The sequence below is a fragment of the Rhodoferax sp. U2-2l genome (assembly GCF_020594515.1).
GTDB lineage: Bacteria > Pseudomonadota > Gammaproteobacteria > Burkholderiales > Burkholderiaceae_C > Rhodoferax.
Genome location: NZ_JAJCTH010000002.1, coordinates 103,603 through 115,572 on the forward strand (window position 1 = coordinate 103,603; position 11,970 = coordinate 115,572).

The following is an 11,970-nucleotide window of genomic DNA, read 5'->3' on the forward strand; positions in this document are numbered from 1 at the left end:
GACAGACATGACAGCAAAAATACTCGTCGTCGACGACGAGCCCAACATCGTGATCTCGCTGGAGTTTTTGCTCAAGCGCGAGGGCTACACCGTGGTGATTGCGCGCGATGGCCAGGAAGCCATCGAGGCCATTGAGCGCGAACGCCCCGACCTGGTGCTGCTCGATGTGATGATGCCCAAAAAGACCGGCTTTGAGGTGTGCCAGGACGTCCGCACCAACGACGCCCTGCAAGCCACCAAAATTTTGATGCTCACTGCCAAAGGACGTGACACCGACGTGGCCAAGGGCCTGGCCTTGGGGGCCGATGCCTACATGACCAAACCCTTCTCCACCCGCGATCTGGTGCAGAAAGTGGCGTCGATGTTGGGCAGCGCGCCATGAAAGTGGATCGTCGCCTGTTGCTGGCGATTGGTGTCATTGGTGCCGCCACGCTGGTCTGGCTGCTGGTCACCATCGGGTTGATCACCTCGACGCTGGCACCAGAACAGCGCGCCCTGGTGGCCGAGCAGTTGGCGCCGCGCATGGCCTTGATCGGCTTGACCTGGGTGGCCGGGCTCTTTTGCATTGCCGCGACCTTGCGCTGGTTGTTCCGCCGTTACGCCACGGCACCGGCCCGCTTGCTGGAGCAGACCCAGGTGTTGCTGGCCGCGCCCCAGGCCGCGCCAATGAACCACCAGGGCACCAAAGAGACCAAAGCGCTGGCGAACGCCATTTTTGAACTCGCCACGCAGCGCGATGCCTTGCGCGCCGACGTGGCGGCCCAAATCGCCCAGGCCAGCCAGAGTGTGCAGCAGGAAAAAAACCGGCTCGCTGCGCTGATGGCCGAGCTGACCCAGAGTGTGGTGGTGTGCAACCTGGACGGCCGCATCATTCTTTACAACAGCCGGGCCCGGCTGCAGTTCAAGGCCATGTCGAGTGCCCCCGCGCTGGCCGGTGGCTCTGAGCTGGTGGGTATCGGGCGCTCGATTTACGCCGTGTTTGACCGCCAGTTGGTGGCGCACGCGCTGGAAAGCATCCAGCAGCGCTGCAACCGGGGCGCGGCCAGCCCGTCGGCTCAGTTTGTGACCACCACCCAGGCCGGGCAATTGCTCAAGGTGCAGATGGCGCCGGTGCGCAGCGGTGATGCGTCGGTGGGGGCGACCGAGATCAGCGGTTTTGTGCTGATGCTCGACAACGTGACCCGGGCCTTTGAAGAAGAACATGTGCGCGACCAGTTGTTGCACGGCCTGACCGAGGGCAGCCGCTCATCCTTGGCCAACATCCAGGCGGCCGTTGAGATGCTGGCCTACCCCGACCTGGACGATGCCGTGCGGGAGCGTTTTCTGGGCGTGGTGCGCGAAGAGGTCACCAGCATGAGCAGCCGGATCACCGGCATGACCCAAAAGGCCACCGAAGGCCTCAGGACGCGCTGGCCGCTGGAAGAAATGCTGGGCGCCGACGTGTTGCTGGCGACCCAGCGGCGCATCGAGGCCCGCAACCAGCGCCCGGTGACGCTGGAAAACCTGGACCCCGCCCTCTGGCTCAAGGTGGACAGCTTCAGCCTGACCCAGGCGCTGGACTACCTGGCGATGCGGCTGGTGGACGAGTTTGATGTGCGGTTTTTCCGCCTGCGCCTGCAGACCAGCGGCCAGCGCGCCCAGCTCGACCTGATCTGGACCGGCCAGGTCATGAGCACCGAGACAGTGATGAGCTGGGAGATGGACAGCATGCGCTTTGGCGACGAGAGCACCCCGCTGACCGTGCGCGATGTGGTGGCCCGCCATGGGGGCGAAATGTGGTTCGAGCGGGAGCGGGTGCGCCACGAGGCGTTCTTCCGGTTTCTGCTGCCCTTGGCCAGCGCCCAGGAGCAGTTGGAAGCGACACAGATCCTGCAAAACGACAGCCGCCCCGAGTATTACGACTTCGACCTGTTCCAGACCAGTGACCAGAGCAGTGCGCTGGACGACCGCCGCTTGAGCGAGCTGGCCTACACCGTGTTTGACACCGAAACCACCGGCCTGAACCCGTCGGAGGGTGACGAGATCATCCAGATGGGCGCCACCCGCTGTGTCAACGGCAAGCTGCTGCGCCAGGAAAGTTTTGAGCAGCTGGTCAACCCCGGGCGCCTGATCCCGGCGGCCACCATCCCGATCCACGGCATCACTCAAGACATGGTCAGCGGCAAACCCGGCATCACCGAGGTGCTGCCGGCGTTTTATGCCTTTGCCCAGGACACGGTGCTGGTGGCGCACAACGCCGCGTTTGACATGAAGTTTCTGCAACTGCAGGAAAAAGCCACCGGCCTGAAGTTTGACCACCCGGTGCTCGACACCTTGCTGCTGTCCGCGGTGGTGCACCCGAACCAGGAATCCCACCGGCTCGAAGCCATTGCCGAGCGCTTCAACATCACGGTGCTGGGCCGCCACACCGCGCTGGGTGACGCGCTGGTCACCGCCGAGGTGTGGCTGCGGCTGATCCCGCTGCTGCAGGCCATGGGCATCCACACCCTGCGCCAGGCGCGTGAAGCGGCGCAAAAAACCTATTACGCCCGGTTGAAATACTGAGGGTGCCCGGGCTGTCAGCCTGCCCGCGACCTTGGTCTCAGAACCGCCCGCCAGAGTACCGCTTGCTCAGCACCTCTTGGAGTGTCTGCACCACGCCGAATGCGTCTTTGAGCTGGCTGCGTTCAAAGTTGGACAACTCCTCGAGCGCCAAAAAGTTGTCGGCCGCCTGGCCCTGCGCCGTCTGGCGGGCCTGGTGGGCGATGCGTAACTTGGCCAGAAACTCCAGCGCGTCGCGCAGGTCGCGGGCACTTTGTTCGCTGACCTGACCGGCGTTGGCTGACACCTCCAGCCGGTCATGCGTGTTGGCCACCGGCACCCCGGCGGCCAGCGCGTAGATGCGCGCCAAGTCCACGATGGGCACGATGCCGCTGTGTTTCAGGTCGATGGTGCGCGGCTTGTCGCCGTTTTTGCTGAGCGTGATGTTGCCAAACATACCCAGCGGCGGGCGGTGTTTGAGTGCGTTGCTGACCATGTGCGCCAGAAACAGGCTGTTGCCCTGGGTGTGCACCAGCACGTCCTGACGCAGGCTCTCCAGCAGCTCGGTGTGGCCGTGAATGCCGCGCAGATCAAAAAACACGCAAGTCAGCATCAGCGCCTTGGGTTTGGGCTGCTCGATCCACTTGCGGAAATACTCGGCCCACACGCGGCGCGACTGGCGCCAGGTGTCGGTCATGGCCATCATCTCGCCGGGGCAATGCACATAGCCGCAGGCGGCCAGGCCGTCACACACCAGCTTGGAAAAGGCCTTGAAATAGGCGCCGTGTGCCGCCTCGTCATAACTGTCGTCCAGGATCAGGCAGTTGTCCTGGTCAGACTTGGCGGTTTGTTCGTTGCGCGCCTGGCTGCCCGCCGCCACCCACAGGTAAGGCACTGGCGCCGGACCCAGCTGCTGCTCGGCCAGCTGGATCAGCCGCACGGTCAGCGCGTCGGTGATGGCGGTGATGATGTGGCCGGTGCTGTAGGCGCTGGCATCTGCCGCGGCCAGCTGCTGCTGCAGTTGTTTGACCCGGCCGCTGAGGGTTTGCAGCCCGTCGAGCGTGGTCTGTTTGTAGATGTCGCTGGCCAGATACACCGGCGAGGCACCGTGTTGTTCGGTCAGGTTGGTGGTGGTGATCATGCCGACCAACTCGCTGCCATCGAGCACCGGCAGGTGGTGGATGTGGTGGCGCGCCAGCAGCAACAGGGCTTCAAACGCCGGGCTGTTGGCCTGCACGGTGAGCAGGCTGCGGGTGGCGATGCTGGCTACCGGCTGGGTCACGTCCAGCGCGTTGGCCACCACCTTGTTGCGCAGGTCGCGGTCGGTCACCAGGCCCACCAGCTGGTCCGCGTCCATCAGCAGCACCGACGACACGCCCCGCTCGCGCATCAGCTGCGCGGTGGCCTGAATGCTGCTGCTCGGGGGCAGGGTGATGGGGGCGCATTTGATCAGTGTGCGAATGGGGGTGCTGATCAGGTTCAGCGCGGTGGCTGCGTCACCCTCTGCAGGCCGGGTTTCCGATGGGGCGGTTGGCGGCGTGACTGAGGGGAAAAAACACAGCAGCGCCGGGTGTTTGGCGCACACGGCCTGCAGCACGTCCGGTGACCACCAGGCGACCTCAACGTCAGTCAGCGTGGTGGCCTGCCAGGTCGTCAACTGGCGCGCCGGCGTGGCGCCATACCCCAACAATTGACCGGCACCCAAGCGCACCGCGTGGCCCAGGTCCGGGTCGTGCAGCTGCAGTTCACCGCGCAGCACCAACCCCAGTCGGCTGGCCAGCTGGCCCTGCGCCAGCAGCACGGTGCCACTGGCCGCCGTTTGGTGGCTGGCTTGGGCTTCGAGATTTTTGAGCTCTTTGGCTGGCAGCTGTTGCCAGACGGGGTGCTGCGCCAGGGCGGTGGTCAAAAGGGAGGTGGCTTTGGCGGTGCTGTGGGGCATGATGACGCAACGGGTGGCAAGCGGGTGTGAGGTCGGTCAGGGCCTGGCTTGTCGGCTGGCGTGGCCGAACTTGAGGATGCGGGTGGCGATCACCGTCTCGGTGAAAAAGCCCACCAGCGCCAGCAGAAAACTGCCCACGCCCGCCAGGAACAGGATGGTGGCCACCTTGAAACTCTGGATCTCGGTGGTTTCACCAAGAAACAGCGCCACGATGGTCAGGCCGATCAGGATCGCGCACAGGGTCAGCAGGGCAATACAAATGTTCACCAGCCGCCCGCGCAGGCGCAGCTGCTTGAGCTCGTCAAAGGCGTGGTGCATCGGGTTGTCCAAGGGTGCGGCCTCGATTCGCCCCTCGAGCGCGCGGGCGCGGTCGATGATGCGTGCCAGCCGGCCAGCCACGGTGCCGATCATGCCGGCCACCGCGGTCAGCAAAAACACCGGCGCCACTGCCAGCTGGATGCCGTGGGAGACGGTGCTGACGTCAGTTGCAAAAAACATGTGGACTCCAGTTGTTAAAACCGCCGGGTGTGGCGCAGCAAGGCCGCACAGCCTGCCAGCGCCAGGGCGGTCAGCAGCAGCGGGAACGCCAGCGCGCTCGACCATTCGATCAGCGCGCCCGACAAGGCCGAAGCCATGAGCCCGCCCAAAGTGTAGGTCAGCACCAGCACGGCGGTGCTGTTGATCAGGGTCAGGCCCTTTTCGCGGGCGCCAATGTCGATCATGGCCAGGGTGTAGAGCGCGCCACCGGCGGCGCCCCAGACTGCCACCATCGGCCAGATCAGGCTGCCAGCTTCTGCGGCCCACGGCGTCACCAGGGTGGACAGCAATATCAAGGCGGCACACACCGTCATCAGGGTGCGCCGCCCTCGCGCCGGATTGGCAAAGCGGTCGGCCACCATGCCCGAGGGCAGCGCCGCCAAGGTGCCGCCTGCACCACTGACTGCCACCAGCAGGGTGGCAGCAGAAGCGCTCAGGCCCAGCGACAAACCATACAGCGGCAGGATGGACGCCAGGCCCAGCTCAAAAAAGCCGCCCAGAAAACCCGCCAGCATGATCACCGGGTGCGCCAGCACCGCCCGCCACAGCCCGGGCAGACCGACGCTGGCGGTGTGGCTGTCGTGGTCGGGTGGCAGGCGCGGTATCAGTGCCGTCCAGGCCAGGCCCACACCCAACAGCGCCACCACCCACCATAACGCGTGGCTGTTGTTGGTGCCGACCCAGGCCAGCAGCGCCGGGCCGACCACAAAGGTCAGCCCGACCAGGGTGGCGTAGATGCCGATGGTGCGGCCCAGGTGGCGGGGCGGGGCAAACTCGGCAATGAAGGCCTCGGCCAGCACCCAGCGCAGGCCACCGGCCACACCGGCCAGCAGCTGCAGCGCAAACCAGAGCCACAGCACCTCGGTCAGCATGAACCCCAGGGCCGATACCAGCGGCGCGGCGGATGCCAGCCACATGGTCTGGCGCCGTCCGATGCGGCGAATCAACCCGGAGGCAAACGGTGTGATCAGGAAGACCCCACCCCAGGTGGTGGCGGCAAACAACCCGGCCACGGTGGTGGAGACCTGCGCGTCTTTCAGCATCAACAGCAGCAGCGGCGACAACATGAAGATGCCGCACAGCTCAAAAAATGTCGAGCCAAACACCGCCAACAGGCCCACCGGGGAGCCTTGGGGTTGCTTGGTCTGTGTGGTCGCGTCAGTCATGGACAGCCGTTGTCATCATGCAGCGCGGGCAGCCAGCAGGGCGCGTGCCACTTCGGCAAACCCGGCGCCGCGCTCAGAGGGTGTTTCATACCGTGGCCAGTGCACCAATTGCGACTCAAAGTGGTGGATGTTGGCCACGCCCACGCTGTGGGGGAACTGCGCGAACATCACCTGGTCGTTGGTCGAATCACCCACATAGACCCAACGGTCCAACTCGGCGTCCAGCGCGCGGCCAAACAGCGTGCGCACCATCCAGCGGGCGGCTTCCAGCTTGTTGTGGCTGCCGTACCAGCCGTTGATGTGGATGCTGCTCACCGTGGCTTGCATGCCCTCGGATTGCATCAACGCCACCACCTGCGCCACCTGCGCTGGCGCGAGCAGCACGTGCTCGGCGTAATCGATGGCCACATCGGTCTCGCGCCCGGCTGAGTCGCGCGACAGTGCCGTGCCCGGGATCTCGCGCAGGATGCGCTGCGCCACCTGCTGCATCCTGAGTGTGTTGGCAGCGCGCTCGGCGGCTGGGGCAAAGTAGGTCTTGATCAGGGGGTGATGGGCGTCGGGGTGGGCTGACGGGCTGCCCGTGCTGGCGCCAGCGGGCGCCCAGGCAACGCCGCCGTTCTCGGCCACCATCGCATCCACCGGCCACGGCGGCGCCCCCCGCGCGGCATCGCCCCGCGCGTGCGGTGCACACCAGCCCACCGGTCGCCCGGTGATCGGGATCACCGTCAGACCGGCCGCCTTCAGGCGGGCCAGCGCCTGCAGCGCGTCTGCGGTGATGGCCTGGTGGGTGGTGAGGGTGTCGTCGATGTCGGTGAAGACGCCGATGATGCGCTGGCGCTCGGCCAGCGGCCAGTCAGACAGGGGTTTCATGCTGCGTCATGGCGGGCGACGACCCACCACGCAGCCAAGTGCAGGGGCAAGCCGCGCCTCATCCGTCAGAGCGCGCTTTGCAGCGCCAGCCCGGCGTGTTCGCGCAGCGGGTGGAAATGGATTTTGGGGAAACGCTCCTGCGCCAGGCGCACGTCGTAGGGGCTGGTGCACAAAAATGCCAGCGTGTCGGCGGCATCCCGCGCCATGCGCTGCGGGTAGGCGTTGACAAAGTCCTTGAGTTCCTGCGGCGTGTCAGCGGTGATCCAGCGTGCACCGGTGTACTGGCTGCTCTCCAGCCGCACATCGGCGTCGTATTCACTCTTGAGGCGGTGTTGCACCACCTCAAACTGCAGCTGGCCCACCGCGCCCAGCAGCATGTTGCCGCCCATTTCGGGCCGGAACACCTGGATCGCGCCTTCTTCACCGAGCTGGGCCAGACCTTGTTGCAGCTGTTTGGTGCGCAACGGGTTTTTCAGGATCACGGTGTTGAACATTTCGGGCGCAAAAAACGGCAGACCGGTGAACAACAGGTTGACCGAGCCGTCGGTGATGGTGTCGCCCAGCTGCACACCGCCGTGGGTGGTGAACCCGACGATGTCGCCCGCGTAGGCTTCTTCCACCGCCTCGCGGCGCTGGCTCATGAAGGTGACCACGCTGGTCGGGCGCAGCTCCTTGCCGGTGCGCATCACCTTGAGCTTCATACCCGGCGTGTATTTGCCGCTGGCCATGCGCACAAAAGCGATGCGGTCGCGATGATTCGCGTCCATGTTGGCTTGCACCTTGAACACCACACCACTGAAGGCGTCGTCTTCGGGCTGCACCTGTTTGACGACCGGCTGTTTGTTGACCACAAAGCTGCTGGTGCGCGGGCCCGGTGAGGGCGCCAGGTCGACCAGCGCGTCGAGCACCTCCATCACACCGAAGTTGTTGACACCCGAGCCAAAAAACACCGGGGTTTGTTTGCCTGCCAAAAAGGCCTCGCGGTCAAACTCGGGGGAGGCGCCGGTGGCCAGTTCCATGCTCTCCAGCGCGGTGTCCCAGTCATGGCCAAAGCGTTTTTGCAACGCATCGGGGTCGGACAGCGGCATCGCATCAAAGTCTTGCGGCAGCCGCTCCGAGCCCGACTCAAACACCGTCATGGTCTGGGTGCGCAGGTTGATGATGCCGCCGAAGTGTTTGCCCTGGCCCACCGGCCAGGTCATCGGCACACAGGGCATGCCCAGTTCACGCTCAACCTCGTCGAGGATGTCCAGCGGGTCGCGCACCTCGCGGTCCATCTTGTTGACGAAGGTGATGATGGGCGTGTCGCGCTGGCGGCAAACCTCGATCAGACGGCGGGTTTGGGCTTCGACCCCGTTGGCCGCGTCGATCACCATCAAGGCCGAGTCCACCGCGGTCAGCACGCGGTAGGTGTCTTCGGAAAAGTCCTTGTGGCCGGGGGTGTCGAGCAGGTTGATGACAAAGTCACGGTACACCATCTGCATCACGCTGGAAGCCACCGAGATGCCGCGTTGTTTCTCGATTTCCATCCAGTCGCTGGTGGCGTGGCGGCTGGCTTTGCGGGCTTTCACGCTGCCTGCGATCTGGATCGCACCGGAAAACAGCAGCAGTTTTTCGGTCAGGGTGGTTTTACCCGCGTCCGGGTGCGAGATGATGGCAAAGGTGCGGCGGCGGCGGGTTTCAAAAGCGTAAGTCACAAAGGATGTCTCGGGTCTGGGAAGCAGGGTCTGATGGGGGAGACCCGGCTGCTAGCGCTAAAGCTGACTTCATTGAGCCACGTCAAGGGCAGGCGGGTTATATGTCTATTTTAAAGGGCTGTGGCTATTGTTCCCCGCAGCGTATTGGTGCTAAATTCGAAGCGCTCAAGTTCAGCTTGCAGCCCAACCAGAAGCCACTCTCTGTGCACCTGTTTTTGTAGCTTCATCCACAGCAGCAGACTCGAAAAAATCCTCATCATGGCCATTCAAACCCTGTCCACCCATGTCTTTTCCGGGCAGCGCCCGGGCACCTCTGGCCTTCGCAAAAAAGTGACGGTTTTCATGCAGCCGATGTACCTGGAAAACTTTGTCCAGGCGCTGTTGGATGTGCTCAACGGGGTGGCGGCAGATGGCTCGGTGGGCACCGCGTTGCACGGCCAGACCCTGGTGCTCGGGGGCGATGGCCGGTTTCACAACCGCGTGGCGGTGCAAACCATTTTGAAGCTGGCCGCGGCCAACGGTGTGCAGCGTGTGCTGCTGGGCCAGGGCGGCATTTTGTCGACCCCGGCGGTCAGCGCGGTGATCCGGCAGCGTCAGGCCTTTGGCGGCATCGTTTTATCAGCCAGCCACAACCCGGGCGGGCCGGACGGCGACTTTGGCATCAAGTACAACGCCGGCAACGGCGGCCCGGCCAACGAGACGTTGACCGAGGCGGTGTATGCCCGCACCCAGGTCTTGACCCAGGTGCGCCTGAGCGACGCGCCAGACCTGGACATCAACACCCTGGGCGTCTGCCAGCTGGAGCAGATGCAGGTGGATGTGATCGACCCGGTGGCCGATTACGCCGCCGTCATGCGCGGCCTGTTCGACTTTGACATGCTGCGCGGCATGTTCCAAAAAGGCTTCACCATGCGGGTGGATGCCATGAACGCGGTGGGCGGCCCGTATGCCACCGCGATTCTGGAAGGTGAACTGGGGGCGCCAGCGGGCACCGTGGTCAACGCCACGCCGCTGGAAGATTTTGGCGGCCTGCACCCGGACCCGAACCCGGTCAACGCCGAAGACCTGATTGCCCACATGATGGCCGCAGATGCGCCCGATTTTGGCGCGGCGATGGATGGCGACGCCGACCGCAACATGGTGCTGGGGCGCAACTTTGTTGTCACGCCATCCGACAGCCTGGCCCTCATGACGGCGCATGCCAAGCTGATTCCGGGCTACCAAAACGGTTTGCTCGGCGTGGCCCGCTCCATGCCCACCTCGGCCGCGGTGGACCGGGTCGCCAAAGCGCTGGGCATCGACTGTTTTGAGACCCCCACCGGCTGGAAGTTTTTTGGCAACCTGCTCGACGCGGGCCGTGTCTCGCTGTGTGGCGAAGAGAGTTATGGCACCGGCTCCAGCCATGTGCGCGAAAAAGACGGCTTGTGGGCGGTTTTGTTCTGGATGAGTTTGCAAGGTGCCACCGGTCACTCGGTGGAGTCGCTGGTGCGGGAGCACTGGGCCACCTATGGCCGCAACTATTACTCGCGGCATGACTACGAGGCCATTCCCACCGCCGTCGCTGACGCGCTGATGGCCGACCTGCGGGCCAGCCTGCCCGGTTTGCCAGGCCAGCCGTTTGGCGCGCGCCGCGTGGCGCTGGCTGATGACTTTGCCTACACCGACCCGGTGGACGGCTCGGTGTCGGCCAAACAGGGGGTACGGCTCATTTTTGACGATGGCGCCCGTGTCATCTTCCGTTTGTCCGGCACCGGCACCGAAGGGGCCACGCTGCGCATTTATCTGGAGCGCTACGAGGCCGACCCGGCCCGCCAGGACACGCCCGTGCAGCAAGCCCTGGCCGAGCTGGTGGCGGTGGCCGAGCAGGTGGCGCACGTGCACCAACGCACCGGCATGGCCGGCCCTACCGTGGCCACCTGATGCATCACTGAATCACATCGATAAACTTTAAGCAAGGACAAGACATGCTGAATGAGATTGAGAAGACCCCCGAGACCCACCAGTTGGTGCGACACACGGTAGCGTTGGTGCTGGCCGGTGGTCGGGGTTCCAGGCTGAAGCAGTTGACGGATTCGCGCGCCAAGCCAGCCGTGTACTTCGGGGGCAAGTTCCGCATCATCGACTTCGCCCTGTCCAACTGCCTGAACTCGGGCATTCGCCGCATGGCGGTGGTGACCCAGTACAAATCTCATTCTTTGATGCGTCACATGCAGCGCGGCTGGAGCTTTTTGCGCGCCGAACTCAACGAAATGGTCGACCTGCTGCCCGCGCAGCAACGTGCCGGTGAAGAGCACTGGTACCGCGGCACGGCCGACGCCATTTTCCAGAACCTGGACATCATCCGCGCCAGCGAGCCGCAGTACGTCGTCATCCTGGCCGGTGACCATGTCTACAAAATGGACTACTCGCTGATGGTCAAGGACCATGTGGCGCGTGGTGCCGGGTGCACCGTGGGGTGCATCGAGGTGCCGCGTAGCGAGGCCAGCGCCTTTGGCGTGATGGCTGTGGATCAACACCGCCAGATCACCGCGTTTGTTGAAAAGCCCGCTGACCCGCCGCCCATGCCCGGCAACGAGGCCGTGTCGCTGGCGAGCATGGGGATTTACGTGTTCGATGCCGACTACCTGTACAAGCTGCTGGAGGCCGATCTGGACAACCCGGATTCGGAACACGACTTTGGCAAAAACGTGATCCCGGCGGCCGTGGCCGACGGGCGGGCGCTGGCGCATCCGTTTGGCATGTCCTGTGTCTCGCGCGTGGCCGGTGGGGCGCCGTATTGGCGCGACGTCGGCACGATTGACGCGTTCTGGTCGGCCAATCTGGACTTGGCCTCCACCGTGCCGGAACTCGATATCTACGACACCGACTGGCCCATCTGGACCTACCAGCGCCAGCTGCCACCGGCCAAGTTTGTGCCCGACACCATGGGGCAGAACGGCGTGGCGGTGAACACCTTGATCTCGGGCGGCTGTATCGTGTCGGGCTCGTATGTGGCCCATTCGGTGCTGTTTTCAGAGGTGCGCATCCACTCGTTCTGCCGCATCGACGAGGCGGTGATCCTGCCGGACGTGATCATCCAGCGCAATTGCCGCCTGAGCCGGGTCGTGATTGACCGGGGCTGCACGGTGCCAGAGGGCCTGGTGGTGGGCGAAGACCCGGTGCTGGATGCGCAGCGGTTTGAGCGCACCGAAGGTGGCGTGGTGTTGATCACGCGCGACATGCTGGCCAAACTTTAACGACA

At 64.5% G+C, this 11,970-nt stretch carries 9 protein-coding genes; 4 read left to right on the top strand and 5 right to left on the bottom strand.

All coding sequences use genetic code 11. From position 1 onward, the window contains the following. Nucleotides 1-7 precede the first annotated feature (7 nt). Together LHU53_RS02175 and LHU53_RS02180 are read left to right on the top strand one after the other, a co-directional pair. Complete coding sequence (locus LHU53_RS02175; RefSeq protein WP_227330437.1) at nt 8-382, top strand: response regulator transcription factor; 375 nt, start codon at nt 8-10, stop codon at nt 380-382. Next, nucleotides 379-2,544 (top strand): exonuclease domain-containing protein, encoded by a 2,166-nt coding sequence (locus tag LHU53_RS02180; RefSeq protein ID WP_227330438.1) that lies wholly within the window; start codon nt 379-381, stop codon nt 2,542-2,544. Before LHU53_RS02175 ends, LHU53_RS02180 begins: the two co-directional genes overlap by 4 nt. A 37-nt stretch (nt 2,545-2,581) precedes the next feature. On the opposite strand, the gene LHU53_RS02185 is transcribed toward LHU53_RS02180, so the two are convergent. From LHU53_RS02185 to LHU53_RS02205, 5 genes are all read right to left on the bottom strand, one after another. Next, the gene (locus LHU53_RS02185) at nt 2,582-4,459 is read right to left on the bottom strand and encodes a putative nucleotidyltransferase substrate binding domain-containing protein (protein ID WP_227330439.1); all 1,878 of its coding nucleotides are present in this window, start codon (nt 4,457-4,459) and stop codon (nt 2,582-2,584) included. A gap of 36 nt (nt 4,460-4,495) precedes the next feature. After that, nucleotides 4,496-4,957 carry a DUF2721 domain-containing protein gene (locus tag LHU53_RS02190; RefSeq protein WP_227330440.1) on the bottom strand — a complete coding sequence of 154 codons (462 nt, stop codon included), beginning with the start codon at nt 4,955-4,957 and terminating at the stop codon, nt 4,496-4,498. A gap of 14 nt (nt 4,958-4,971) precedes the next feature. Continuing rightward, on the bottom strand, nt 4,972-6,162 hold the full coding sequence (locus LHU53_RS02195; protein WP_227330441.1) for an MFS transporter: 1,191 nt from the start codon (nt 6,160-6,162) through the stop codon (nt 4,972-4,974). Nucleotides 6,163-6,177: 15 nt separating this feature from the next. Then, nucleotides 6,178-7,032: an HAD-IIB family hydrolase gene (locus LHU53_RS02200; RefSeq protein ID WP_227330442.1), complete on the bottom strand. Its 855-nt coding sequence runs from the start codon at nt 7,030-7,032 to the stop codon at nt 6,178-6,180. A gap of 65 nt (nt 7,033-7,097) precedes the next feature. Then, nucleotides 7,098-8,729 carry a peptide chain release factor 3 gene (locus LHU53_RS02205; protein ID WP_227330443.1) on the bottom strand — a complete coding sequence of 544 codons (1,632 nt, stop codon included), beginning with the start codon at nt 8,727-8,729 and terminating at the stop codon, nt 7,098-7,100. 258 nt (nt 8,730-8,987) lie between these two features. Between LHU53_RS02205 and LHU53_RS02210 the strand changes: the two genes are divergently transcribed. Continuing rightward, nucleotides 8,988-10,649, top strand: a complete 1,662-nt coding sequence (locus tag LHU53_RS02210; protein ID WP_227330444.1) for an alpha-D-glucose phosphate-specific phosphoglucomutase — start codon at nt 8,988-8,990, stop codon at nt 10,647-10,649. 44 nt (nt 10,650-10,693) lie between these two features. After that, entirely contained in the window at nt 10,694-11,965 is a 1,272-nt protein-coding gene (glgC, locus tag LHU53_RS02215) for a glucose-1-phosphate adenylyltransferase (protein ID WP_227330445.1), read from the top strand. Nucleotides 11,966-11,970: the final 5 nt, after the last annotated feature.